At 70.1% G+C, this 25189-nt stretch carries 21 protein-coding genes and 3 tRNA genes; 3 read left to right on the top strand and 21 right to left on the bottom strand.

Annotated elements, in window-relative coordinates:
- Positions 1-111: 111 nt before the first annotated feature.
- The 13 genes from ACFVHI_RS13870 to ACFVHI_RS13930 form a co-directional block, all read right to left on the bottom strand.
- Positions 112-4005: a DNA-directed RNA polymerase subunit beta' gene (locus ACFVHI_RS13870; RefSeq protein ID WP_063348940.1), complete on the bottom strand. Its 3894-nt coding sequence runs from the start codon at positions 4003-4005 to the stop codon at positions 112-114.
- Positions 4006-4103: 98 nt separating this feature from the next.
- Positions 4104-7580 carry a DNA-directed RNA polymerase subunit beta gene (gene rpoB / locus ACFVHI_RS13875; RefSeq protein ID WP_063348939.1) on the bottom strand — a complete coding sequence of 1159 codons (3477 nt, stop codon included), beginning with the start codon at positions 7578-7580 and terminating at the stop codon, positions 4104-4106.
- Between the two features lie 721 nt (positions 7581-8301).
- Complete coding sequence (gene rplL, locus ACFVHI_RS13880; protein ID WP_208869184.1) at positions 8302-8685, bottom strand: 50S ribosomal protein L7/L12; 384 nt, start codon at positions 8683-8685, stop codon at positions 8302-8304.
- Positions 8686-8769: 84 nt separating this feature from the next.
- Positions 8770-9333, bottom strand: a complete 564-nt coding sequence (gene rplJ, locus ACFVHI_RS13885) for a 50S ribosomal protein L10 (protein WP_063348937.1) — start codon at positions 9331-9333, stop codon at positions 8770-8772.
- A gap of 365 nt (positions 9334-9698) precedes the next feature.
- On the bottom strand, positions 9699-10562 hold the full coding sequence (locus ACFVHI_RS13890) for a hypothetical protein (protein ID WP_159398493.1): 864 nt from the start codon (positions 10560-10562) through the stop codon (positions 9699-9701).
- Between the two features lie 72 nt (positions 10563-10634).
- Positions 10635-10817 carry a hypothetical protein gene (locus ACFVHI_RS13895; RefSeq protein WP_063348935.1) on the bottom strand — a complete coding sequence of 61 codons (183 nt, stop codon included), beginning with the start codon at positions 10815-10817 and terminating at the stop codon, positions 10635-10637.
- Between the two features lie 39 nt (positions 10818-10856).
- Entirely contained in the window at positions 10857-11678 is an 822-nt protein-coding gene (locus tag ACFVHI_RS13900; RefSeq protein WP_063348934.1) for a hypothetical protein, read from the bottom strand.
- A 111-nt stretch (positions 11679-11789) separates the two neighbouring features.
- Complete coding sequence (locus ACFVHI_RS13905) at positions 11790-12575, bottom strand: hypothetical protein (RefSeq protein ID WP_380338856.1); 786 nt, start codon at positions 12573-12575, stop codon at positions 11790-11792.
- Between the two features lie 171 nt (positions 12576-12746).
- Positions 12747-13469: a 50S ribosomal protein L1 gene (rplA, locus tag ACFVHI_RS13910; RefSeq protein WP_063348932.1), complete on the bottom strand. Its 723-nt coding sequence runs from the start codon at positions 13467-13469 to the stop codon at positions 12747-12749.
- Between the two features lie 77 nt (positions 13470-13546).
- Positions 13547-13981, bottom strand: a complete 435-nt coding sequence (gene rplK, locus ACFVHI_RS13915; RefSeq protein ID WP_063348931.1) for a 50S ribosomal protein L11 — start codon at positions 13979-13981, stop codon at positions 13547-13549.
- 165 nt (positions 13982-14146) lie between these two features.
- Positions 14147-15049 (bottom strand): transcription termination/antitermination protein NusG, encoded by a 903-nt coding sequence (gene nusG, locus ACFVHI_RS13920; protein WP_380338860.1) that lies wholly within the window; start codon positions 15047-15049, stop codon positions 14147-14149.
- A gap of 212 nt (positions 15050-15261) precedes the next feature.
- Positions 15262-15621 carry a preprotein translocase subunit SecE gene (gene secE, locus ACFVHI_RS13925; protein WP_063348930.1) on the bottom strand — a complete coding sequence of 120 codons (360 nt, stop codon included), beginning with the start codon at positions 15619-15621 and terminating at the stop codon, positions 15262-15264.
- A gap of 147 nt (positions 15622-15768) precedes the next feature.
- Positions 15769-15841 (bottom strand) — tRNA-Trp (locus ACFVHI_RS13930).
- Positions 15842-16125: 284 nt separating this feature from the next.
- Here ACFVHI_RS13930 and ACFVHI_RS13935 point away from each other — a divergent pair.
- Positions 16126-17373, top strand: a complete 1248-nt coding sequence (locus ACFVHI_RS13935; RefSeq protein WP_063348929.1) for a pyridoxal phosphate-dependent aminotransferase — start codon at positions 16126-16128, stop codon at positions 17371-17373.
- Between the two features lie 148 nt (positions 17374-17521).
- Positions 17522-18556, top strand: coding sequence for an adenosine deaminase (locus tag ACFVHI_RS13940; protein WP_380338864.1), 1035 nt, complete (start codon positions 17522-17524; stop codon positions 18554-18556).
- A gap of 36 nt (positions 18557-18592) precedes the next feature.
- Here the strand turns inward: ACFVHI_RS13940 and ACFVHI_RS13945 are convergent, their stop codons facing one another.
- The 8 genes from ACFVHI_RS13945 to ACFVHI_RS13980 form a co-directional block, all read right to left on the bottom strand.
- On the bottom strand, positions 18593-19636 hold the full coding sequence (locus tag ACFVHI_RS13945) for a UDP-N-acetylmuramate dehydrogenase (protein WP_380338867.1): 1044 nt from the start codon (positions 19634-19636) through the stop codon (positions 18593-18595).
- Positions 19637-19703: 67 nt separating this feature from the next.
- Positions 19704-21233: an MFS transporter gene (locus ACFVHI_RS13950; RefSeq protein WP_380338870.1), complete on the bottom strand. Its 1530-nt coding sequence runs from the start codon at positions 21231-21233 to the stop codon at positions 19704-19706.
- Between the two features lie 87 nt (positions 21234-21320).
- The gene (locus tag ACFVHI_RS13955; RefSeq protein ID WP_380338873.1) at positions 21321-21920 is read right to left on the bottom strand and encodes a TetR/AcrR family transcriptional regulator; all 600 of its coding nucleotides are present in this window, start codon (positions 21918-21920) and stop codon (positions 21321-21323) included.
- 109 nt (positions 21921-22029) lie between these two features.
- Positions 22030-22452: a MaoC family dehydratase gene (locus ACFVHI_RS13960; RefSeq protein WP_063351327.1), complete on the bottom strand. Its 423-nt coding sequence runs from the start codon at positions 22450-22452 to the stop codon at positions 22030-22032.
- Between the two features lie 5 nt (positions 22453-22457).
- The gene (locus ACFVHI_RS13965) at positions 22458-22916 is read right to left on the bottom strand and encodes a MaoC family dehydratase N-terminal domain-containing protein (protein ID WP_363369376.1); all 459 of its coding nucleotides are present in this window, start codon (positions 22914-22916) and stop codon (positions 22458-22460) included.
- 154 nt (positions 22917-23070) lie between these two features.
- The gene (gene rpmG, locus ACFVHI_RS13970; protein WP_006604855.1) at positions 23071-23235 is read right to left on the bottom strand and encodes a 50S ribosomal protein L33; all 165 of its coding nucleotides are present in this window, start codon (positions 23233-23235) and stop codon (positions 23071-23073) included.
- A gap of 83 nt (positions 23236-23318) precedes the next feature.
- Positions 23319-23391 (bottom strand) — tRNA-Met (locus ACFVHI_RS13975).
- A 43-nt stretch (positions 23392-23434) separates the two neighbouring features.
- A tRNA-Thr gene (locus ACFVHI_RS13980) sits at positions 23435-23507 on the bottom strand.
- Positions 23508-23793: 286 nt separating this feature from the next.
- On the opposite strand from ACFVHI_RS13980, the gene ACFVHI_RS13985 reads away from it, so the two are divergent.
- Positions 23794-25065, top strand: coding sequence for a hydrolase (locus ACFVHI_RS13985; RefSeq protein WP_380338877.1), 1272 nt, complete (start codon positions 23794-23796; stop codon positions 25063-25065).
- Positions 25066-25189 lie beyond the last annotated feature (124 nt).

Consider the following 25189-nt stretch of genomic DNA (forward strand, 5'->3'; position numbering starts at 1 on the left):
GGCCCCCGACGACCCCGGGAAAGCCCGGAAAGACCGGAAAGACCCGGCCCGGGAACGCCGCAGGGCGGCCACCCCGCGAGGGGTGACCGCCCTGACAGCCGAACGTCGGACTCAGCCGGTGTACGGGCCGTAGTCGTAGTCGTCCAGCGGGACCGCCTGGCCGGAGCCGGCGCCGAAGGGCGACAGGTCGTAGTCGTCGTAGCCGACGGCCGAGTACATCGCGGCCTTGGCCTCCTCGGTCGGCTCGACCCGGATGTTGCGGTAGCGGGGAAGACCCGTACCGGCCGGGATGAGCTTACCGAGGATGACGTTCTCCTTGAGGCCCAGCAGCGGGTCCGACTTGGCGTGGATCGCCGCGTCGGTGAGGACCCGGGTCGTCTCCTGGAAGGAGGCGGCCGACAGCCAGGACTCGGTGGCCAGCGAGGCCTTGGTGATACCCATCAGCTGCGGACGGCCGGAGGCGGGGTGACCGCCCTCGGCGACCACGCGACGGTTCTCGGTCTCGAAGCGGCCGCGCTCGACGAGCTCGCCCGGGAGCAGCTCGGCGTCGCCCGACTCGATGATCGTCACGCGGCGGAGCATCTGCCGGATGATGATCTCGATGTGCTTGTCGTGGATCGACACACCCTGCGAGTTGTAGACCTTCTGGACCTCGGCGACCAGGTGGATCTGGACGGCACGCTGGCCCATGATGCGCAGGACGTCGTGCGGGTTGGTGGCACCCATGGTCAGCTTCTGGCCGACCTCGACCGCCTCGCCCTCGCTGACCAGCAGCTTCACACGCTTGGAGACGGGGTAGGCGATCTCCTCGCTGCCGTCGTCCGGGGTGATGACGAGCTTGCGGGTCTTCTCGGTGTCCTCGATCCGCGCCCGGCCGGTGGCCTCCGAGATCGGGGCCACACCCTTGGGGGTACGGGCCTCGAAGAGCTCGACGACACGCGGCAGACCCTGGGTGATGTCGTCACCGGCCACACCACCGGTGTGGAAGGTACGCATCGTCAGCTGGGTGCCGGGCTCACCGATGGACTGGGCGGCGATGATGCCGACCGCCTCACCGATGTCGACCAGCTTGCCGGTGGCCAGCGAACGCCCGTAGCAGAAGGCACAGGTGCCGACGGCCGACTCGCAGGTCAGGATCGAGCGGGTCTTGACCTCGCCGATGCCGTGGCGGATCAGCTCGTCGATCAGCACGTCACCGAGGTCGGTGTTGGCGGTGGCAAGGAGCTTGCCGTCCACCGTGATGTCCTCGGCGAGCATGCGGGCGTACACGCTGGTCTCGACGTCGTCGGCCTTGCGCAGGACGCCGTCCGCGCCGACGGCGCCGATCGCCAGCTTCAGGCCGCGCTCGGTACCGCAGTCCTCCTCGCGAATGATGACGTCCTGGGAGACGTCGACCAGACGACGGGTGAGGTAGCCGGAGTCGGCGGTACGGAGGGCGGTGTCCGCCAGACCCTTACGGGCACCGTGGGTGGAGATGAAGTACTCCAGCACGGTGAGACCCTCACGGAACGACGCCTTGATGGGTCGCGGGATGGTCTCGTTCTTGGCGTTCGACACCAGACCACGCATACCGGCGATCTGGCGCATCTGCATCATGTTTCCACGAGCACCCGAGTCGACCATCATGAAGATGGGGTTCGTCTTCGGGAAGTTCTCGTTCATGGCCTCGGCGACCTCGTTGGTCGCCTGGGTCCAGATGCCGATGAGCTCCTGCTTGCGCTCGTCGTTGGTGATCAGGCCGCGCTCGTACTGACGCTGGACCTTCTCCGCCTTCGCCTCGTAGCCCTCGAGGATCTGGGGCTTGTTCGGCGGGACGACGACGTCGGAGATCGAGACGGTGACACCCGAGCGGGTCGACCAGTGGAAACCGGACGCCTTCAGGTTGTCCAGGGTCGCCGCGACGACGACCTTGGGGTAGCGCTCCGCCAGGTCGTTGACGATCGCGGAGAGCTGCTTCTTGCCCACCTCGTAGTCGACGAACGGGTAGTCCTCGGGCAGCAGCTCGTTGAAGAGCGCGCGGCCCAGGGTGGTGGTCAGACGGAACGGCTCGCCGTCGAACCAGGCCGTCTGGCCCTCCTCGTCCACCGGCGGGGTCCAGCCGCGCGGCGGGACGGTGCCGGCCGGCAGGCGCAGCTCGATCGGGGCCTGGACGTCCAGCTCGCGGGCGTCGAAGGCCATGACGGCCTCGGCGGTCGAGGAGAAGGAACGGCCACCGCCCTTCACCGTCTCCCGGTCCGAGGTCAGGAAGAACAGACCGAGCACCATGTCCTGGGTCGGCATGGTGACGGGGCGACCGTCGGCCGGCTTCAGGATGTTGTTCGAGGACAGCATCAGGATGCGGGCCTCGGCCTGCGCCTCCGCGGAGAGCGGCAGGTGGACGGCCATCTGGTCACCGTCGAAGTCCGCGTTGAACGCGGTGCAGACGAGCGGGTGGATCTGGATGGCCTTGCCCTCGACCAGCTGGGGCTCGAAGGCCTGGATGCCGAGGCGGTGCAGGGTGGGCGCACGGTTCAGCAGGACGGGGTGCTCGGCGATGACCTCTTCGAGCACGTCCCACACGACCGGGCGGGCACGCTCGACCATGCGCTTGGCCGACTTGATGTTCTGCGCGTGGTTCAGGTCGACCAGGCGCTTCATCACGAACGGCTTGAAGAGCTCCAGCGCCATGGCCTTGGGCAGACCGCACTGGTGCAGCTTGAGCTGCGGGCCGACGACGATGACCGAACGGGCCGAGTAGTCGACGCGCTTGCCGAGCAGGTTCTGGCGGAAACGACCCTGCTTGCCCTTCAGCATGTCGCTGAGGGACTTCAGCGGGCGGTTGCCCGGGCCGGTGACCGGACGGCCGCGACGGCCGTTGTCGAACAGGGCGTCGACGGCCTCCTGGAGCATGCGCTTCTCGTTGTTCACGATGATCTCGGGCGCGCCGAGGTCGAGAAGCCGCTTCAGGCGGTTGTTGCGGTTGATCACGCGGCGGTACAGGTCGTTCAGGTCGGAGGTCGCGAAGCGGCCACCGTCCAGCTGCACCATCGGACGCAGGTCCGGCGGGATGACCGGGACGCAGTCCAGCACCATGCCGTTGGGCTTGTTGGTGGTCTGCAGGAACGCGGAGACGACCTTGAGGCGCTTCAGCGCACGGGTCTTCTTCTGGCCCTTGCCGGTGCGGATGATCTCGCGCAGGCGCTCGGACTCCTCCGCCAGGTCGAAGGTCTCGAGGCGGTCCTTGAGGGCCGCCGCGCCCATCGAGCCGGAGAAGTAGGTGCCGAAGCGGTCGCGCAGCTCGCGGTAGAGCAGCTCGTCGCCCTCGAGGTCCTGGACCTTGAGGTTCTTGAAGCGGGCCCACACCTCGTCGAGGCGGTCGAGCTCGCGCTGCGCGCGGTCGCGCAGCTGCTTCATCTCGCGCTCGGCGCCCTCGCGCACCTTGCGGCGCACGTCGGCCTTGGCGCCCTCGGCCTCCAGCTCGGCCAGGTCGGTCTCGGCCTTCTTGGCACGGGCCTCGAGGTCGGAGTCGCGGCGGTTCTCGATCTGCTGGCGCTCGACCGAGACGTGCGCCTCCAGGGACGGCAGGTCGCGCTGGCGGCGCTCGTCGTCGACCCAGGTGATCATGTAGGCGGCGAAGTAGATGACCTTCTCGAGGTCCTTCGGCGCCAGGTCGAGCAGGTAGCCCAGGCGGGACGGCACGCCCTTGAAGTACCAGATGTGGGTGACCGGGGCGGCCAGCTCGATGTGGCCCATCCGCTCACGGCGCACCTTGGCGCGGGTCACCTCGACGCCGCAGCGCTCACAGATGATGCCCTTGAAGCGGACGCGCTTGTACTTACCGCAGTAGCACTCCCAGTCCCGGGTGGGGCCGAAGATCTTCTCGCAGAAGAGTCCGTCCTTTTCGGGCTTCAGGGTGCGGTAGTTGATGGTCTCCGGCTTCTTGACCTCGCCGTGCGACCACTGGCGGATGTCGTCGGCGGTGGCCAGGCCGATGCGGAGCTCGTCGAAGAAGTTGACGTCAAGCACTGGTCGTCAAGCCCTCTTTCGTAAGTCGAGAGTCGTTCATGTGGTCTGAGGGGGGCCTGGGGGCGGGCCGGCTGCTCGGGCAGCCGGCCCAACCTCCGTCAGACCTCTTCGACGCTGCTCGGCTCGCGCCGGGACAGGTCAATGCCGAGCTCCTCGGCGGCGCGGAACACGTCCTCGTCGGAGTCCCGCATCTCGATGGACTGGCCGTCCGAGGACAGCACCTCCACGTTGAGGCAGAGCGACTGCATTTCCTTGATGAGGACCTTGAAGGACTCGGGAATGCCGGGCTCGGGGATGTTCTCGCCCTTGACGATGGCCTCGTAGACCTTCACACGGCCGAGGACGTCGTCGGACTTGATGGTGAGCAGCTCCTGCAGCGCGTAAGCAGCGCCGTACGCCTCAAGGGCCCACACCTCCATCTCACCGAAGCGCTGACCACCGAACTGCGCCTTACCACCGAGCGGCTGCTGGGTGATCATCGAGTACGGACCGGTCGAACGGGCGTGCAGCTTGTCGTCGACCAGGTGGTGCAGCTTGAGGATGTACATGTAGCCGACCGAGACCGGCATCGGGAACGGCTCGCCGGAGCGGCCGTCGAACAGCCGGGCCTTGCCGGTGGAGTTCACCAGGCGCTCACCGTCACGGGTGAGGGTGGTGTTGTCCAGCAGGCCGGTGATCTCGTCCTCGCGGGCGCCGTCGAAGACCGGGGTGGCGAGGTTGGTGCCGCCCTGGACGGTGTCGGCGCCGATCGCCTGGAGGCGCTGGGCCCACTCGTCGGCGAGGCCGGAGACGTCCCAGCCCTGCTTGGCGAGCCACCCGAGGTGGATCTCCAGGACCTGTCCCGGGTTCATTCGGGACGGGACACCCAGCGGGTTGAGGATGATGTCGACCGGGGTGCCGTCCTCCAGGAACGGCATGTCCTCGACCGGCAGGATCTTCGAGATGACGCCCTTGTTGCCGTGACGGCCGGCGAGCTTGTCACCGTTGGTGATCTTGCGCTTCTGGGCCACGTAGACGCGGACCAGCTGGTTCACGCCCGGGGGCAGCTCGTCGCCCTCTTCGCGGTCGAAGACGCGGACGCCGATGACCTTGCCGGACTCACCGTGCGGCACCTTCAGCGAGGTGTCGCGGACCTCACGGGCCTTCTCACCGAAGATCGCGCGGAGCAGGCGCTCCTCCGGGGTCAGCTCGGTCTCACCCTTGGGCGTGACCTTGCCGACCAGGATGTCGCCGGTGACGACGTCGGCGCCGATGCGGATGATGCCGCGCTCGTCGAGGTCGGCGAGGACCTCCTCGGAGACGTTCGGGATGTCCCGGGTGATCTCCTCGGGGCCGAGCTTGGTGTCACGGGCGTCGACCTCGTGCTCCTCGATGTGGATCGAGGAGAGGACGTCGTCCTGCACGAGGCGCTGCGACAGGATGATCGCGTCCTCGTAGTTGTGACCCTCCCACGACATGAACGCCACGAGCAGGTTCTTGCCGAGGGCCATCTCGCCCTCGTCGGTGCACGGGCCGTCGGCCAGCACCTGGCCGGACTCGACCCGGGCGCCCTCGTCCACGAGCACCTTCTGGTTGAAGGCGGTGCCCTGGTTGGAGCGGGTGAACTTGGCGGCGCGGTACGTGGTGTACGTGCCGTCGTCGTTGGCGACGGTGACGTAGTCGGCCGAGACCTCCTGGACGACACCGGCCTTCTCGGCGGTGATGACGTCCGCGGCGTCGACGGCGCAGCGGTACTCCATGCCGGTACCGACCAGCGGAGCCTCGCTCTTCAGCAGCGGCACCGCCTGGCGCATCATGTTCGAGCCCATGAGCGCGCGGTTGGCGTCGTCGTGCTCGAGGAACGGGATCATGGCGGTCGCGACCGACACCATCTGGCGCGGCGAGACGTCCATGTAGTCGATCTCGGTGCCCGGGATGTAGTCGATCTCGCCGCCACGGCGGCGGACCAGGACACGCGGCTCGGCGAAGGTCAGCTCCGCCGTCAGCGGGGCGTTGGCCTGCGCGATGACGTAGCGGTCCTCCTCGTCGGCCGTGAGGTAGTCGACCTGCTCCGTGACGACACCCTCGATGACCTTGCGGTACGGGGTCTCGATGAAGCCGAAGGCGTTGACCCGGCCGTACGAGGCCAGCGACCCGATCAGACCGATGTTCGGGCCTTCGGGGGTCTCGATCGGACACATGCGCCCGTAGTGCGAGGGGTGCACGTCACGGACCTCGAAGCCGGCGCGCTCACGGGAGAGACCACCGGGGCCGAGGGCGGACAGACGGCGCTTGTGGGTCAGGCCCGACAGCGGGTTCGTCTGGTCCATGAACTGCGACAGCTGGCTGGTGCCGAAGAACTCCTTGATGGAGGCGACGACCGGCCGGATGTTGATCAGGGTCTGCGGCGTGATCGCCTCGACGTCCTGGGTGGTCATGCGCTCGCGCACGACGCGCTCCATACGGGCGAGACCCGTACGGACCTGGTTCTGGATGAGCTCGCCGACGTTGCGCAGGCGACGGTTGCCGAAGTGGTCGATGTCGTCGACCTCGACCACGATGTCGCGACCGGTCTGGTCGTTCCACTCGGTCTCACCGGCGTGCAGCTTCACCAGGTACTTGATCGCACCGATGATGTCGGGCTCGGTGAGCACGCCGGAGTCCAGCGACTCGGCGTTGCCCAGCTTCCGGTTGACCTTGTAGCGGCCCACCTTGGCGAGGTCGTAGCGCTTCGGGTTGAAGTACAGGTTCTCCAGAAGCGTCTGCGCGGCCTCGCGCGTCGGCGGCTCGCCAGGACGCAGCTTGCGGTAGATGTCCAGAAGCGCGTCGTCCTGGCCCTGGGTGTGGTCCTTCTCCAGGGTGTTGCGCATGGACTCGTACTCGCCGAACTCCTCGAGAATCATCTCGTTGGTCCAGCCGAGCGCCTTGAGCAGCACGGTGACGGACTGCTTGCGCTTGCGGTCGATGCGGACGCCGACCATGTCGCGCTTGTCGATCTCCATCTCCAGCCAGGCACCACGCGAGGGGATGACCTTGCAGGAGTAGATGTCCTTGTCGGACACCTTGTCCAGGGTGGAGTCGAAGTACACGCCCGGGGAGCGGACCAGCTGCGACACGACGACACGCTCGGTGCCGTTGATCACGAACGTGCCCTTGTGGGTCATGAGCGGGAAGTCGCCCATGAAGACCGTCTGAGACTTGATCTCACCGGTCTCGTTGTTGGTGAACTCGGCCGTGACGAAGAGCGGAGCCGCGAACGTGAAGTCGCGGTCCTTGCACTCGTCAATCGAGTTCTTCGGCGGCTCGAAACGGTGGTCGCGGAAGGTCAGCGACATCGACCCACTGAAGTCCTCGATCGGGGAGATCTCCTCGAAGATCTCCTCCAGACCGGACTTGGTGGGGACGTCCTGACCGTTCTCCAGCGCCGCCTCGACCCGGGACTTCCAGGCCGCATTGCCGAGCAGCCAGTCAAAGCTCTCGGTCTGCAGGGCCAGGAGGTTGGGGACCTCGAGGGGCTCCTTGATCTTCGCGAAGGAGACGCGGAGCGGGGCGGTGGATGCGGCGGAATTGTTCGAGGCGTTGCGCGGCGCGGCCAAGAGGGGGGTCCTTCCGAGGGCTCGGAGCTCACTACGCGCGTACCAGCCGGGCCTTCACGGGCTTGGTCCCGCCTCCCTCGCCACTGGCCTCCGCCGGGATCGGAATCCCAGGTCAGAGCCGCTTTGCGGAGGCGATGCCAGACCCCTTCAGGGCAACGCAAACTCCGGGCGACGAGTCACGGAGCAGCTAACAGGCAGCGCAAAGGGACAGTGTAGCCAAAGGGCACACTGCTGTCCAGCTCTGATTCGGAAACCGAATCGGAGACTCCTCCCGGTAGCCGGCGGACGCGAACGCCCACCGGGTACTGCACCGGCCCGGGCACTGCCCGGGCCCCATAACTCACGTGGAGTCATTTCCCGCCTGAGCCACTGGTTATGCATCCAGTGGCAAACCAACCGGGCGGACTCGCGCCTTGAGAATCGCGCGCCTCGCCGGGTTCGTCAAGGGCCCGCAGGCGGTGCGGACCTCGACCCGTCCATCGGCCGGACGCCCCCCGGCGTTACAGAAGCCGTGGTGGGGGCCACCGTCGATGACGGTGATCACCATACCCGTCCGCACCGACGCTGCCGAGTGGGCTCTCGGCCACACCGGCGCGTCCCGGCCGCGGAGTGGTCCCAGGGCCGTCCAGGGCCGCCCAGGGCCGGAAACGCGAAAAAGCCGGGCCGACCACCCACAAGGGTGATCGGCCCGGCTTCAGGCCCCCTCAGAGGGGGCGAGAAGTCACTTGACGGTGACCTTGGCGCCGGCACCCTCGAGGGCGGCCTTGGCCTTCTCGGCAACGTCCTTGGCAACCTTCTCCAGGACCTTGGCACCAGCGGTGTCAACGAGGTCCTTGGCCTCCTTCAGGCCGAGGGAGGTCAGGGTGCGCACCTCCTTGATGACCTGGATCTTCTTGTCGCCGGCACCATCGAGGATGACGTCGAACTCGTCCTGCTCCTCGACGGCCTCAACGGCGGCCGGGCCACCGGCGGCGGCAACGGCGACCGGGGCGGCGGCGGTGACGTCGAACTTCTCCTCGAAGGCCTTCACGAAGCCAGCGAGCTCGATGAGGGTGAGGTCCTCGAACTGCGCGAGCAGCTCGTCCTGGGACAGCTTCGCCATGATGGCGTCCTTCCACTAAATCGGCAGGTGATGCCGTATGTACGGGTGGGGCGGGCACGGGCCCGCAGCGAGGCGTGAGCCTGCCGATTACTCGGCGGCGGCGTCCTCGGCGGCGGGAGCCGGCGTACCGGCACCGCCCTGCTCGACCTTGTCGCGCAGCGCGTCCACAGTGCGGACGAGCTTCGACGGCAGGGCCTGGAAGAGCGCGGCAGCCTGGGACTGCTTGGCCTTCAGGGCACCCGCCAGCTTGGCGAGCAGCACCTCGCGGGACTCGAGGTCCGCGAGCTTCTTGATCTCATCGGCGGACAGCGCCTTACCGTCAAGGACACCGCCCTTGATGATGAGAGCGGGGTTCTCCTTGGCGAAGTCACGCAGAGCCTTCGCCGACTCCACCGGGTCACCGGTGACGAAGGCGACAGCCGTCGGACCGTTGAACAGGTCGTCGAGCTCCGAAATCCCGGCCTCGTTGGCCGCGATCTTGGTCAGCGTGTTCTTCACCACGGCGTACTCGGCGTTCTCGCCGAGCGAGCGACGCAGGGTCTTGACCTGCTTCACCGAGAGACCGCGGTACTCGGTCAGCAGCGCCGCGGAGGAGCCACGGAACTTGTCCGTGATCTCGGCGACGGCAGCAGCCTTGTCGGGCCTTGCCATAGGCTTACGCCTCCTTCCGTGATGTCGAAATCCGGCCGACCGCGAAAGTCGACCATTCACGCCTCGAACCAACCGGACGGAAGGAAAGCCTGCGGAAAGCAGATGAGCCCCGATGCGCAGGGCGCACGGGGCTCGAAACGACCTCAACGGATGTTCGCGCGAACGCGGACCCGGAAGTCGAAGCTCCAGACACACCTGCGCGGGCTGCCTGCGACGAAGCGCAGATCCTTCGGCCACCGAATCCCTCGCGAGCACGGTGACAACCAGCGGTCTTTGGCTTCGGTAACAGTAACCGGACTCCGCCGTCCGGGGCAAATCGCCCCTGAACGGCCGATGCCCGCCGGGCCGGCCGCGCCGGACGGGGCTCAGCGGGCCAGCGGGGAGACCGTCCGGGGCCCGGTGTCCACGGTGTCCGTCTCGGCCGGGGCCTGCACCGAGAGCAGGGCGCCGGCGAAGTCGGAGTAGAGCACCGAGTCGTCCGCCCGGCCGCTGTCACCGCTGCCGGTGCGCTGGAGCCGGACCAGCTGGTCCTTGTCGTTGAGCCAGAGGTCCACGGTGAGCGAGATCGAGCCGCCGGGGGCCAGCGCGGCCCGCAGGCCGTCCCGGCGGGCCTGGGTCAGCTGGGTCTGGGCGGCGGCGTAGCGCTCGGCGGTGGTGGTGATCCGGTAGTGCTCGACCGTCGAGTCGTCGAACCTCTCCTCGCCGATGAACCGGGGGTCCACCCCGTCGGCGGTGGCGGCGGCCAGCGCCTCGACCGGGTTCAGCAGGTCGATCAGCCCCGCGTACGGGACCTCCCGGTGGCCGTCCGGGTCCGGCGGGACGGAGAAGCGCTCCCAGTGCCGGCCGCCCTGGCGGGCCGCGGTGGCGGCGTCGCCGCCCTGGTAGGCGACGGTGTCCACGACGATCAGCTGCTCGGCGTCGGCCGGGGTGGAGCGCTTGATCTGGAGCGCCGTCTTGGGCTGCCAGAACAGCGGCCCGGCCCCGGCGTCCGCGCCCAGCCGGTAGCTGACCTTGGCCCGGCGGGCGGTCTGCATCGCCAGCTGGGCGGAGACCAGGACGCCGTGCGGCGAGCGGTCGCTGGGCTTGGCCGCCTCGGTCGACGAGGAACTCGTCGGGGTCGGGCTGCCGGAGGGCGTGGACGGCGCGCCGCCACCCCCGCCGCATCCGGCCAGCCCGCTCGCCAGCAGGACGACCGCGGCCAGCGCCGCCAACCGCCGTCGTCCCGCCATCGTCTGGTCCCCTCTCGCCCGGGCGCCGCGTCGGCGGCTTTCGTTCCGGCCACCTTGCCACCCTGACCCGGATCAGCCGGTGGCGCCCCCCTTGCCGAGCTTCGCCAGCTCGGCCAGTTCCACCGTGTCGGCCGCGCCCGGCACCGCGGCGGTGACCGGCGTGCCGTAGTCCGAGTAGAGGACGGTGGACTTGAACGCGCCCGCCTTGGTGTCGCCGGTCGCACTCCGCTGGACGACCAACTGGTCGGCGTCCACCCAGAGGTCTCGTCGGCTCCGGTGTGCGGGTTCGGCGGATCAGCCGAGCAGTTTGAGGAGGTCGGTCTCGCTGCCGAGGTCGGTGGCGGCGGGGGCGTCGATCTTCGCGGCCTTGCCGAGGTCCGCGTACTTGACGGTGACGGCGTCGTGCTCGCCGTTCTTGTCCCCGTACTCCTGGTACTGGACGAGTTCCTGCCGGCCGTTGAGCCAGAAGTCGATGGTGAGGGTCCTGCCGTCCTCTTCCAGGGACTTCTGGACGGCCGTGCGCTGGCCGGCCGTGAGCGCCGGCATGGCGGCCACCATGGCGGAGGCCTCCTCGACCGCCCGCAGGTGGGTGACCTGGACGCCGTCGAGGCTCTCCTGGCCGACCTTGGCGGGCTTGCCGCTCTGTGCGGCGAGCCCGAGCTGGGCGACCGGGTTGAGCAGTTGGCTCATCAGCAGGACGCCGTTGCCGAGTTCGTTCGAGGCGGGCAGCTTGATCCAGTGCTTGCCGCCCATGGCTGCGGCCTCGCTGTCGCCGCCGCCGAGGTAGCCGTCGGTCCCGATCACCCGGAACCGGATCTTCTTGGTCTCGACCTCGCCCGTCAGGTCGACGGCCGCCCGGTTCGGATCCTTCCAGTCGGCGTCGCCGCTGCCCGCGGTGTGGGTCGAGCCGTCCGGGGAGATCATGGTGACCTTGCCGTTGCCGGCCTTCTGCATCACCAGGGCGGAGGCGGCCAGCGCGGCCTTGGGGTCTCCGGTCAGCGCCGCGGCCGCCGCGTCGCCGTTCTTGGCGTCGCCGCCCTTGCTGCCGCAGGCGGTGACGGCACCGAGCAGCACGGCCGCGATGGCGACGGTCGAGGCGAGGCGCGTAGCGCGCATGGAGTCCCCCGTGAGATCCGAACGATCCGATGAAGAACCGATTTTCGGCTTCTTCTCACGCGGACTCTAACGGATCGCCAGATCCCCCACGCGCCGAACAACCCCCTCCCGTCACCCGGCTTCGACAGGGGGCGCGTCACCTTCTCCGGAGGTCGAGACATCCGTCGTGGTCACCGTGGTGCCGTCGCTCCCCCGGGCCGTCTCACGCAGTCGCAGCAGCCGCTCGTCGGGCCCGACCCAGACGTCGTAACCGATCGCCGACACCCCTCGCCGGCCGTACCAGTCGACCACCGCAACGAGCCGTGCCGGGGTCAACTCCTGGTCCGCGCCGAAGTATTCGGCCACCGGCGTGGAGCCCTGGTAGTGCGCCACGGTCATCCCGGCCAGCTGCTCGCCGCCGAGCGAGCCGAGCTTCCCGGCCTGCGCGATCTTGTACGCGCGGCTGCCCGGGTTGGTGACCAGTGCGGTCATCCAGCCACCCGCGTAGCCGCCCGGGCCGGCGGTCGCCCGCGGATCGAGCGACTCGGCGCCGTCCCGGTCCGCGTGCTTGGGCGGGGCGCCCTGGTAGCTGAGGTCGAGTGCGCCGTCCCGCAGGGTCAGCTGCCCGGTGCCCTGCTCGTCGGTGACGCTCAGGGCGCCCTCGTCCCGGGTGCCCCAGACCAGGGTGCCGCTCGCGGTGCGGCGGCCGGCCGGGCCCTCCTCGACCACGTCGATCCGGGCGCCGCCGGCGTCGTCCAGCGCCTGGGCGGCGGCGAGCACCACCTGCCGGGGCGGGACGGGCGCGGGGTCGCCGTCGGGGGTGCGGGTTCCCGGGGCGGCCAGCAGGCTGCACCCGGTGGTGGCACCGATCAGCAGCAGGGTGGCCACCGCGGCGGCGGGGCGAAGGGTGGGCGGCACGGCACGCTCCGACGGTCACACGTTCTGCACATGATCTGACCGGCAGAGCGTACGACGCTTCGGGCAACCGTTCCCATCCACCCCTATTCCGATCCGGAAACGACGGCGGGCCCGCACCCCCGGTGAAGGGGGTACGGGCCCGCTGTACAGACTGCTTCAGAGCCGATCGGCTCAGACCGCGGCCGGGTCCTCTTCGACGAAGAGGTTGCGGGTGCGGTTCGGGTCCACGGGGATGCCGGGGCCGATCGTGGTGCTGATGGCGGTCTTCTTGATGTAGCGGCCCTTGGCGGCGGACGGCTTGGCGCGGAGCACCTCGTCCAGCGCGGCGGCGTAGTTCTCGACCAGCTGCTCGTCGGTGAAGGAGGCCTTACCGATGATGAAGTGCAGGTTCGAGTGCTTGTCGACGCGGAACTCGATCTTGCCGCCCTTGATGTCGTTGACAGCCTTGGCGACGTCCGGGGTCACGGTGCCGGTCTTCGGGTTCGGCATCAGACCACGGGGACCGAGCACGCGGCCGAGGCGGCCGACCTTGCCCATGAGGTCCGGGGTGGCGACGACGGCGTCGAAGTCCAGGCGGCCCTTGGCGACCTCGTTGATCAGCTCGTCGGAGCCGACGATGTCGGCGCCCGCAGCACGCGCGGCCTCGGCACGGTCACCGGTCGCGAAGACCAGGACCCGAGCGGTCTTACCGGTGCCGTGCGGGAGGATCACGGTGCTGCGGACCATCTGGTCGGCCTTGCGCGGGTCGACGCCCAGACGCATGGCGACCTCGACGGTGCCGTCGAACTTGGTGGTGCTGGTCGCCTTGGCGAGGCGGATGGCCTCGAGGGGGGCGTAGAGGCGGTCGCGGTCGACCTGAGCGTCCGCGGCCTTCAGAGCCTTGCTGCGCTTCACTGCTGCTCCTGAATGGTGATGGGAGTCGTGGTATCACGGGCCTGCGCAGGCCCTACCACAGGGACGAAAAGAGCTGGTCAGCCCTCGACGGTGATGCCCATCGACCGGGCGGTGCCGGCGATGATCTTCTCCGCCGCGTCCAGGTCGTTGGCGTTCAGGTCGGGCATCTTGGTGGTCGCGATGTCGCGGACCTGGGCGCTGGTGAGCTTGGCGACCTTGGTCTTGTGCGGCTCGCTGGAGCCCTTGTCCACACCGGCGGCCTTCAGGATGAGGCGCGCGGCCGGCGGCGTCTTCGTGATGAAGGTGAAGGAACGGTCGTCGTAGACCGTGATCTCCACCGGCACGATCATGCCGCGCTGCGACTCGGTCGCAGCGTTGTAGGCCTTGCAGAACTCCATGATGTTGACGCCGTGCTGGCCCAGCGCGGGGCCGACCGGCGGCGCCGGGTTGGCCGCACCGGCGTTGATCTGGAGCTTGATAAGCCCCGTGACCTTCTTCTTCTTGGGAGGCATGTCTCTCCGGGTCCTTCCGAGAGGTGAGTGCTGGTGTGTGCGGAACCGGGGCGACACCCGGCCGCCAACACACACATCGAACCAGGCTAACGCCTTAGCGCCGCTGGACCAAAACGGATCCGGGGCAGGGCCCTCGGCCCCGCCCCGGATCCGAAGATTGTGGGACTAGTTCTTCTGGATCTGGTCGAAGGAGAGCTCGACCGGGGTCTCCCGGCCGAAGATCTCGACCAGGCCCTTGACCTTCTTCGAGTCGGGGTTGATCTCGTTGATGGTCGCCTGCAGCGTCGCGAACGGACCGTCGGTGACGGTGACCGAGTCGCCGACCTCGAAGTCCAGCACCTGGATCTCGCTCGGCTTGATCGGCGAGGGCTTGCCGGCCTCCTTGGCCGCCTGGCGCTCGACGTCCGGGGCGAGCATCTTGACGACCTCGTCCAGGGTCAGCGGGTACGGGTCGTAGGCGTTGCCGACGAAGCCGGTGACACCGGGGGTGTTGCGCACGACGCCCCAGGATTCGGGGGTGAGGTCCATGCGCACCAGGACGTAGCCGGGGAGCTTGTTCTGGCGGATGGTCTTGCGGTCGCCGTTCTTGATCTGGACGACCTCCTCCTGCGGCACCTCGGCCTGGAAGATGTACTCCTCGACGTTCAGCGAGACGGCGCGCTGCTCCAGGTTCTGCTTCACCCGGTTCTCGTAGCCGGCGTAGGTGTGGATCACGTACCACTCGCCCGGCATGAAGCGCAGGTCCTCGCGGAACTTGGCGACCGGGTCGACCTCGACGGTCTCCTCAGCCTCAGCCTCGGCCTCCTCGGCGTCGGCATCCTCGGCGTCGGCCTCGGTCTCCTCGGCGGCGGGCTCCACGTCGTCCTCCACGTGCAGCGCCGCCTCCTCGGCGGGCTCGCCGGCCTCGGCCTCGTCGTGCGCCTCGACCTCGTCCTCGTCGCCGTCCACGGCGTCAACGATCTGCTCGGCGGACTCGGCTTCGTCAGCCAGCTCGGCCGCGTCCAGCTCGGCGGCGACATCCGCCTCGCGGACGGTCTCGTCGGCGTCGTACAGGGGGGACTCAGACACGGTGGCTGCTTCTTTCCTGGAGATGGTGAAGGTGGCGCGCTCCGGGGCCGGCTCCGGCGGGCTGCCGCTCGCGCGGGCGCCAGGAGAGGACTCGGAGACTTCAACAGTACCGAGTCCACGGTAGCGGCCGCGTACGTCCGGCGCAGACAGCACGACCCGGGCCGAAGATTCGGCCCGGGTCGGGAGACTGCTACGGAGGTGGGACGGCCAGGTCAGCCGAAGACCAGGAGGCTCAGCTTGGAGAGGCCGTAGTCGAGGCCGGCCACGAAGCCCATCACGACCACCACGAACACGACGACGACGGTCGTGTACTGGGTGAGCTCGCTGCGGGTGGGCCAGACGACCTTGCGCAGCTCGGCGATGATCTGGCGGTAGAACAGGCCGATTCGGGCGAACGGACCCATCTTGCCGCGCTTGCCGGACTTCTTGTCACCGGCGCGGGCGGCGCGCTTGCGCTCGCGGCGCGAGAGCGACTTGTCCTCGCCCTCCGCGGGCGTGGTGTCGGCAGCGCCGTCGGCCCCCTCGGGGTTGCCGCTCTCAGGCGTTGCGGTGGAGCCCGTGGTCTCCGTCACTCGTCCTCACCTGAATCCGGGTCCGGCCGAGCGGCTCGCGCCCGATGGGGCACGAACGGCCGGCTACAAGCGGTGCTGATTCGGAGCCCTCTCCGCATCAAGCCCGCTCGCTCTGCGGAGCGAACGGGCTGAAAACGGATCAAGCAGCAGGGCAAGAGGGACTTGAACCCCCAACCGCCGGTTTTGGAGACCGGTGCTCTACCAATTGAGCTATTGCCCTACGGGGTCTCGCGACTCCGTAGCGACCAACCTACCGCATCTCCCCCCGCTGTCTGCACAGCTGGTGAAGCTCCGGTTCTTTTTCGGCGGGCCGTCGAGCAGTGAGCATACGTGGTCGAGGGGTGTTTGGTCGAACCTCTTCTTCCGGGGGAACCGGTTGTCCGGCATATGTCCGGCATGCCCGCATGATCACCGGCGGATCGGCGGGCGCCGCCATGTGGACGGTCCCGTACGGATGGTGAAACCACGATGCCCGGTCCGTCCCGGTTCTGCGACGATGCAGGCATGAGCGCTTCCACCCCGCAGCCCGACCGTTCCATCCGCCCCGCCGACCGCCGGGTCTCCGCCCGGATCGGTGCGATCGCCGAGTCCGCGACCCTCGCCGTGGACGCCAAGGCCAAGGCCCTCAAGGCGGCCGGCCGTCCGGTGATCGGCTTCGGAGCCGGCGAGCCCGACTTCCCCACCCCGGACTACATCGTCGAGGCGGCCGTCGAGGCCTGCCGCGACCCGAAGAACCACCGCTACACCCCGGCGGGTGGCCTGCCCGAGCTGAAGTCCGCGATCGCCGCCAAGACGCTGCGCGACTCCGGCTACGAGGTGGACGCCTCCCAGGTGCTGGTCACCAACGGCGGCAAGCAGGCGATCTACGAGGCGTTCGCCGCGATCCTGGACCCGGGCGACGAGGTCATCGTCCCGGCCCCGTACTGGACCACCTACCCGGAGTCGGTCCAGCTCGCCGGCGGCGTCCCGGTGGAGGTCGTGACCGACGAGACCACCGGTTACAAGGTCTCGGTCGAGCAGCTGGAAGCCGCCCGCACCGAGAACACCAAGGTGGTGCTCTTCGTCTCGCCGTCCAACCCGACCGGCGCGGTGTACACCGAGGCCGAGGCCGAGGCGATCGGCCGCTGGGCGCTGGAGCACGGCCTCTGGGTGCTCACCGACGAGATCTACGAGCACCTGGTGTACGGCGACGCCTCCTTCACCTCGCTGCCGGCCCTGCTGCCCGAGCTGGCCGACAAGTGCATCGTGGTCAACGGCGTCGCCAAGACCTACGCGATGACCGGCTGGCGGGTGGGCTGGGTGATCGGCCCCAAGGACGTCATCAAGGCCGCGACCAACCTGCAGTCGCACGCCACCTCGAACGTCTCCAACGTCGCCCAGCGCGCCGCGATCGCCGCCGTCAGCGGCGACCTGGCCGCGGTGCACGAGATGCGCACCGCCTTCGACCGCCGCCGCAAGACCATCGTGCGGATGCTCAACGAGATCGAGGGCGTGTACTGCCCCGAGCCGGAGGGCGCCTTCTACGTGTACCCGTCCGTCAAGGGCCTGCTGGGCAAGGAGATCCGCGGCCACCGCCCGCAGAGCTCCGGCGAGCTGGCCTCGCTGATCCTGGACGAGGCCGAGGTCGCGGCCGTCCCGGGCGAGGCCTTCGGCACCCCCGGCTACCTGCGGTTCTCCTACGCGCTCGGCGACGCCGACCTGGCCGAGGGCATCGGCCGGCTGCAGAAGCTGCTCGGCGAGGCCCGCGACTGACACCCGCCGGCGCCCGCTGACGTCCGCTGAAGGCCGCTGAAGGCCGCTGACACCCGCGCTTCACGTCGGGTACCGCCCTCTTTCACCCCTTCGGGGGACGGAAGGAGGGCGGTTCCCGTTTGGGGGTCCGATGCGGCAGTATCGGCGAATGGAACGCCTGTTGAATCCGCGAGACGTCAGGGACCTCCCGAAGGCCCACCTGCACCTGCACTTCACCGGCTCGATGCGGCCCGCCACCCTGCTGGAGCTGGCCGACAAGCACGGCGTCCGACTGCCGGAGGCGCTCAGCTCCGGCGAGCCGCCGCAACTGCGGGCCACCGACGAACGCGGCTGGTTCCGCTTCCAGCGCCTGTACGACACCGCCCGCTCGGTGCTGCGGGACGAGGAGGACATCCGCCGGCTGGTCCTGGAGACCGCCCAGGACGAGCGGCGGGACGGCTCCCGCTGGCTGGAGATCCAGGTCGACCCGACCTCGTACGCGCCCCGGCTGGGCGGGCTGATCCCCGCGCTGGAGCTGATCCTGGACGCCGTGGAGAACGCCGCCACGGCCACCGGGGTGGGCATCCGGGTGCTGGTCGCGGCGAACCGGATGAAGTCCCCGATGGACGCCCGGACGCTGGCCCGGCTCGCCGTCCGGTACGCCGACCAGGGCGTGGTCGGCTTCGGCCTCTCCAACGACGAGCGGCGCGGCCTCGCCCGGGACTTCGACCGGGCCTTCGAGATCGCCCGCAAGGGCGGGCTGCTGGCCGCCCCGCACGGCGGCGAGCTGGCCGGGCCCGAATCCGTCCGGGACTGCCTGGACGACCTGGGCGCCGGCCGGATCGGCCACGGCGTCCGCGCCGCCGAGGACCCCCGGCTGATGGAACGGCTGGCGGACCGCCAGATCACCTGCGAGGTCTGCCCCTCCTCGAACGTCTCGCTCGGCGTCTACGAGCGCCCCGAGGACGTCCCGCTGCGGCGGCTGTTCGACGCCGGCGTGCCGCTGGCCCTGGGCGCGGACGACCCGCTGCTGTTCGGCAGCCGGCTGGCCGCCCAGTACGACCTGGCCCGCGACGTCCTCGGCTTCGGCGACGCCGAACTCGCCGAGCTGGCACGGCAGTCCGTCCGCGGCTCGCGCGCGCCGGAGGCCGTCCGCAAGGAGCTGCTGGCGGACATCGACACCTGGCTGGTCAGCGCCACCTGAGGCGTGTCTTGTGGATCAGGCCGACCCCGGACAGGCCTAGAGCTTGACGCCGATCATCACCGGCTCGTTCACCAGCTCGACCCCGAAGGCCTCGCGGACGCCGTCCCGGATCTCCCGGGCCAGCGCCAGCAGGTCCTCGGCGGTGGCCGCGCCGCGGTTGGTGAGCGCCAGGGTGTGCTTGGTGGAGAGCGTCGCCGGGCCGCTGCCGTAGCCCTTGCCGAAGCCGGCCCGGTCGATCAGCCAGGCGGCCGAGGTCTTGGTGCAGCCCTCCGGCGCCGGGTAGGCGGGGGCGTTCTCGGTGCCCGGGCGGGTCCGGAAGGACTCGTACTGGGCGGCGGTGAGCACCGGGTTGGTGAAGAAGGAGCCAGCCGACCAGGTGTCGTGGTCCGCCGGGTCCAGCACCATGCCCTTGCCGGAGCGCAGCCCCAGCACCGCGTCGTGCGCCCGCTCCAGCGGCACCCGCTCGCCCTGCTCGACGCCGAAGTGCCTGGCCACCTCGGCGTACTTGACCGGGGTGGAGAGCCCCTCGTGGTCGGCCAGGGCGAACCGCACCCGCAGCACCACGTAGCGGTCCGGCTCGGCCTTGAAGCGGCTGTGCCGGTAGGAGAACGCGCACTCGGCGTTGGGGAGCGTGACCACCTCGCCGGCCGTGCGGTCGTAGGCGACCACCTCGGTGATCGACTGGGCGACCTCCTGGCCGTACGCGCCGACGTTCTGCACCGGGGTCGCACCGGCCGAGCCGGGGATGCCGGCCAGGAACTCGACGCCCGCCAGGCCGTGCTCGCGCACCGCGCGGGTGACCGCCTCCGACCAGACCTCGCCGGCCGCCAGCTCCAGCACGGTGCCGTCCAGGGCGAAGCCGGTGGTCGCGATCCGCAGCACGGTGCCGGGGAAGCCGGCGTCGCCGATCACCAGGTTGGAACCGCCGCCGAGGACCAGCAGCGGCTCGCCGGCCTCGTCGGCCGCGCGGACGGCGGCGATCACCTCGTCGTCGGTGTGGGCGGTCACCAGGCGGCGGGCCGGGCCGCCGAGCCGGAGCGTGGTCAGCAGGGCGAGGGGGGCGTCGTTTTCTACCAGCACGCCCACCAGCGTACGGGTGCGGGGGCGGCCGCCCGGCCGCCCCCGCACCCTCACCCGGATCGGCCGGTCAGGCCTTCGAGGCCTCGGCGTGGACGGGCGCCGCGTCCTCGGCCCGCTCGGCACCGGCCCGCTCGGCACCGGTCTGCTCGGCACCGGCCTGCTCCGGCTCCACGGCCGCCGGCTCGTCGGCGACGGCCGCGGGCTTCACCCGGCGCGGGAGGAAGAACGCGCAGACCGCCGCGACCGCCACCACCCCGGCGCCGACGTACAACGCGGGCACCAGCCCGTCGATGAAGGACTGCTCCGACGTGTACCCGCCCTGCGCCGAGAACACCGCCGAGAGGACGGCCACGCCGAGCGCGCCGCCGACCTCGCGCAGCGCGTTGTTGGCGCCGGAGGCGATGCCCTGCTCCTCCGGCCGGACGCTGTCCATCACCAGGGCGGCGGTCGGGGCGAAGTACAGCGACATGCCGATGCCGCAGATCACCACGGCGGGGATCTCGGCGGCGTAGTCGTAGCCGGTGCTGCCGCTGGTGATCGCCGCGTACATCGCCAGGCCGGCGCCCTGCAGCAGCAGCCCGGTGACCACGATCGGGCGGCCGCCGAAGCGGTCGGCCAGGATGCCTGCGATCGGGGCGACGATCAGCGGCATGCCGGTCCACGGGAGCATCCGGATGCCGGCCTCCTGCGGGCTGTAGCCACCCACGCTCTGCAGGTGCTGGCTGATCAGGAAGATCGAGCCGAACATGCCGAGGAACATCAGCAGGCCGGAGGCGTTGACGGCGGAGAAGGCCCGGCTGCGGAACAGCCGCATCGGGAGCATCGGGTGCCGGGCCCAGCGCTGCTCGTAGAGCACGAAGGCGGTGAGCAGTGCGACGCCGCCGATCAGGGAGCCGAGCACCAGCGGGCTGGTCCAGCCGTTCGGGTTGCCGCGGATCAGGCCGAGGACGACGCCGAACAGGCCCAGGCTGACCAGGATCGTACCGACCACGTCCAGCGCCGGGTTGGCGCCCCGGCTCTCGCGGAGCTTGAGGGCGGCGAGCGGGATCAGGACGAGGCCGACCGGGACGTTCACCCAGAAGATCCACTGCCAGGAGAAGTGCTCGGTGAGCGTCCCGCCGACCAGCGGTCCGGTGGCGACGGCCAGGCCGTTGACGCCCGCCCAGATGCCGAAGGCCAGACCTCGCCTGGCCGCCGGCACCGCGGCGGTGAGCAGGGTGAGGGTGAGCGGCATGGAGACCGCGGCGCCGGCGCCCTGGACGGCGCGGGCGGCGATCAGCGCGCCGATGCCCGGCGAGAGGGCGGCCGCGGCGGAGCCGACGGTGAAGAGCGTGAGCCCGACCAGGAAGATCCGGCGGCGGCCGAACCGGTCGCCGAGCGCGGCGCCGAACATCAGCAGGACGGCGAAGGACAGGGTGTAGGCGCTGACCGTCCACTCCAGGTCGGACAGCCCGCCGCCGAGGTCCTCGCGGATGGACGGCAGCGCGGTGGTGACGACCAGGTTGTCCAGGCTGGCCATGAAGCCCGCGACGCTGGTGATCACCAGCGTCCAGACACCGAGCCGTCCCAGGCCCTGTTCTTCCGTTCTCTCCGTCATGGTTTCCCCCCAGGGGTCTTAGATAGTTATTGATCACTAACTTTCGAGGCCCGAAAAAAGGCCGCACGGACTCCACCGTGCGGCCCGCTACTCCCCGCCCTCGCCGTGCTCTCCACGCTCTCCGTGCTCTTCGTGCTCCCCGAAGCCCAGGCCGCTCCAGATCCGGTGGTCCCGGGGGTACCCCAGCGCCACCAGCGTGTTGATCAGCATCCCGTACGCGAAGAACTCCGCGGTGCCCTGCACGTCACCGCCGATCCGGCCCCTGACCCGCTCGAACAGCTCCTCCCAGAGCCTCCGGGCGGTCTCCCCGATCTCGTCCTCGCCGGTCGTCCGGGCCGCGAACACCGAGACGTAGAGCTGCATCTGCATCATGAGCTGCTCGCCGTCCGCGACCAGGCCCAGGTACGCCTCGGACATCGCTTGGGCGGCCGCCGGCCCGGTCAGCCCGACCGAGGCCTCGTCGAAGACCTTCCAGGTCTCCTCGATGCAGCGCTCGGCGGCGGCCGTGAAGATCGCCTGCTTGCCGGGGAACAGCCGGAACAGGTACGGCTGCGAGACACCCACCCGGCGGGCGATCGCCTCGGTGGACGTCCCCCGGTAGCCGCTCCTGGCGAACTCGATCACTGCGGCGCGAACGACGCTCTCGCGCCGCTCCTCCGCACTCATCCGCATGCTCGCCCTCGCCATGCGGACAAAGTTAGTGGCCAATCACTATCTTCGCAAGGCCGACGGGCGCGGCGGGAATCCCGTCGGACGGGCCCCGCCGCGGCCGGACACACCTGGGGCCGAGGGGCCTTCAGGCGAGCCGGACGACCGCCCTGGACATCCCGAGCACCTTCTGCCCGCCGGTGGTGGCCAGCAGGTCGACCTGCACCTTGCGGTCGTCCAGCAGCTTGGCGACCTTCGCCGACACCTCGACCACCGCACCGACGCCGTCGTTCGGCACCGGGACGGGGCGGGTGAAGCGGACGCCGTACTCGACCACCGCGGCCGGGTCGCCGACCCAGTCGGTGACCACCCGAATGGCCGCAGCCATGGTGAACATTCCGTGCGCGATGACGTCCGGCAGGCCGACCTCCACGGCGAACTTCTCGTTCCAGTGGATCGGGTTGAAGTCGCCGGAGGCGCCCGCGTACCGCACCAGGGTGTCGCGGGTCACCGGGAAGGACTGCGCCGGCAGCTGGGTGCCGACCTCGACCTCGTCGTAGCTGATCGCCATCGTGTTCACTTCCCCGTCTCGTCGGCGGCCCGGGCCACCAGCGTCATGACCGACGTCACCACGTGCTCGCCGATCGCGTCCGACACCTCGCCACGCACGGTGAGCACGTCGTTGCCCGCCAGCGACTTGATGTTGTCGATGGTGACCGCGACCGTCAGCCGGTCGCCGGCCAGCACCGGGCGGGAGTAGGAGAACTTCTGGTCCCCGTGCACCACTCGGCTGTAGTCCAGGCCCAGCTCCGGGTCCTCGACCACCTGGGAGGCCGCCTGGTAGGTGATCACGAACGGGAAGGTCGTCGGGGCGATCACGTCGGGGTGGCCCAGCGCCTTCGCCACCGCCGGATCGGTGAACGCCGGATTGGTGTCCCCGATCGCGATCGCGAACTCGCGGATCTTCTCCCGGCCGACCTCGTACGGCTCGGTGGGCGGGTAGGTCCGCCCGATGAAGGAGGGGTCGAGTGCCATGGGGCAACTCCTCGGAAGCACGGTGGATCCGGCGGCCGTTGCCGCCGGCGGGGCGCGCATGGGTGCATACGCGAAAAACTCCGGGCCGCACCCCCTGAGGGATGCGGCCCGGAGCTCAAGACCTGTCACACAGGCCCGACGCCCTGCGAGAGGGTCAGCGGGTCTCGCGGTGCGCGGTGTGCGAGTTGCAGCGGGGGCAGTGCTTCTTCATCTCAAGACGGTCCGGGTCGTTACGCCGGTTCTTCTTGGTGATGTAGTTCCGCTCCTTGCACTCCACGCAGGCCAGCGTGATCTTCGGGCGGACGTCGGTGGCAGCCACGGGAGTGCCTTCCTGGGACAACGAATAAGAACACAACAAGAGTAGCCGACCGGGAGTGCGATCTCCCGACCGACTACGCGGGGTAGCGGTGACCGGACTTGAACCGGTGACACAGCGATTATGAGCCGCTTGCTCTACCAACTGAGCTACACCGCCACAGTGATCCGCAGCACAACCGAAGCCGACTGCTTTTCACCAGAGCCCCCATGCGGAATCGAACCGCAGACCTTCTCCTTACCATGGAGACGCTCTACCGACTGAGCTATAGGGGCGAACGAGGAAGAGATTACACGTTCCGCGCCCAGAGGTGAAATCCGTATCCCGACGCGAAGACCGCAGGTCGGCGAGGTGAACGGACGGACGATCCAAGGCCCCGCGTTCGATCGGCCCACCAGCCGCACGGCCCGACCCGATACGACTATTGCCCGCCTCCGAGCGCCCCGCCCCCACGCGCCATAGGCTCGACCCTCATCGACGGGGACGGCCCGGGGCGTCAGGACGACCCGGGATCAGGACGGTCCGGCCGACCGGACGGGCCAGCGCGGGAAGGAGCCTGCGATGGACAGCGCAGCCGCCGACGGACCGCACTCCGGCTCCGGCCCGACAGCCAACCCGCTCGGGCACGGACCGGTCCTCCTGCTCACCGGCGCCCGACTGGCCGACGGGCGGGTGGTGGACGTCCGGATCAGCGGGGACCGGATCCAGGCCGTCGGCACCGTCGGCAGCCTCGGCCCGCTACCCGCCCTGCCCGGCGCACCCACCGTCACCACCGGCGCCCGGATCGACCTCAAGGGCTACCTGCTGCTGCCGGCCCCTGCCGAGGCGCACGCCCACTACGACGCCGCCTTCTCGGCCGCCCTGTCCGCCCCGCCCCCGGAGAGCCCCGGCGACCTCACCCGGCGGGTCACCGAGGCCGCGCTCGCCTCGCTCGGCTACGGCGCCACCGCCCAGCGCACCCACGTCCGGATCGGCGACGTGCACGGGCTGCGTCGGCTGGAGGCGGTGCTCACCGCCCGGCAGGCGCTGCGCGGCCTGGCCGAACTCCAGGCGGTGGCGATGCCCCGGCTGCTCACCGGCCGGGCCGGCGCCGATGGCCGGGCGCAACTGCGCGACGCGCTCAAGCTGGGCGCCACCGCGGCCGGCGGCTGCCCGGAGCTGGACCCGGATCCGGCCGGGTACGTCCAGGTGCTGCTGGAGGCCGCCCGGGAGGCGGACTGCCCGGTGGACCTGCACACCACGGCCGGCGATCCGGCCCAACTCGCGCGGCTGGTCAGCGCGTTGGCCCCGCTGCGGCCGCGGGTGACGCTCGGGCCGTGCGGGGCGCTGACCCGGGGTGCGTCCACGGTGCTGGCGGCCGGCGGGGTGCGGGTGGTCTGCCTGCCGCAGAACGGCGGCTGCACCGGGCTGGAGGGCCGGGTGCCAGGGCTGCGGCCGGGCCTGCTGCGGGAGTTGACGGAGGCCCGGGTGCCGCTGGCGGCCGGCAGCGGCGCGCTGCGGGACCAGTCCAACCCGGTCGGCCGGGCGGATCCGCTGGAGTCGGCGTACCTGCTGGCGGCGGGCGGGGAGCTGGACCTGGAGGCGGCGTACGACGCGGTGGCGAACCAGGCCCGGGCGGCGCTCGGGCTGCCGCCGGTCCGGGTGGACGCCGGGTTCCCGGCGGAGCTGCTGGCGGTGCGTGGGGACAGCCTGGCCGGGGCGCTCGCGGGCGGCCACAGCCGACTGGTGGTGCACAGTGGCCGGGTGGTCAGCCGGACGAGCGCGGTGCGGGAGTTCGCGGACACCGTGGCACTGGCGCTGCCCCGGCAGTCCGGGAGCACCGGCGGAGGCTGAACAGTCCCCGGGAAAATTCAAGGGGCGGGCGGCGGGGGTGGCGCGCCCCCCCCCCACCAGCTGGGCGCCGGTCAACCGCGGCGGGGGCGGGCCCCGGGCGCCCCCCCACAGGGGGCGGGCCCGC

It is taken from the genome of Kitasatospora sp. NPDC127121, assembly GCF_042677305.1.
Classification (GTDB): domain Bacteria; phylum Actinomycetota; class Actinomycetes; order Streptomycetales; family Streptomycetaceae; genus Kitasatospora.

Bases quoted from the DNA above. Each gene is read 5' to 3' on its own strand.
- rplJ (WP_063348937.1), bottom strand. From the start codon at position 9,333: ATGGCAAGGCCCGACAAGGCTGCTGCCGTCGCCGAGATCACGGACAAG.
- ACFVHI_RS13890 (WP_159398493.1), bottom strand. From the start codon at position 10,562: ATGGCGGGACGACGGCGGTTGGCGGCGCTGGCCGCGGTCGTCCTGCTG.
- ACFVHI_RS13900 (WP_063348934.1), bottom strand. From the start codon at position 11,678: ATGCGCGCTACGCGCCTCGCCTCGACCGTCGCCATCGCGGCCGTGCTG.
- rplK (WP_063348931.1), bottom strand. From the start codon at position 13,981: ATGCCTCCCAAGAAGAAGAAGGTCACGGGGCTTATCAAGCTCCAGATC.
- ACFVHI_RS13935 (WP_063348929.1), top strand. From the start codon at position 16,126: ATGAGCGCTTCCACCCCGCAGCCCGACCGTTCCATCCGCCCCGCCGAC.
- ACFVHI_RS13940 (WP_380338864.1), top strand. From the start codon at position 17,522: ATGGAACGCCTGTTGAATCCGCGAGACGTCAGGGACCTCCCGAAGGCC.
- ACFVHI_RS13950 (WP_380338870.1), bottom strand. From the start codon at position 21,233: ATGACGGAGAGAACGGAAGAACAGGGCCTGGGACGGCTCGGTGTCTGG.
- ACFVHI_RS13955 (WP_380338873.1), bottom strand. From the start codon at position 21,920: ATGGCGAGGGCGAGCATGCGGATGAGTGCGGAGGAGCGGCGCGAGAGC.
- ACFVHI_RS13960 (WP_063351327.1), bottom strand. From the start codon at position 22,452: ATGGCGATCAGCTACGACGAGGTCGAGGTCGGCACCCAGCTGCCGGCG.
- ACFVHI_RS13965 (WP_363369376.1), bottom strand. From the start codon at position 22,916: ATGGCACTCGACCCCTCCTTCATCGGGCGGACCTACCCGCCCACCGAG.
- ACFVHI_RS13985 (WP_380338877.1), top strand. From the start codon at position 23,794: ATGGACAGCGCAGCCGCCGACGGACCGCACTCCGGCTCCGGCCCGACA.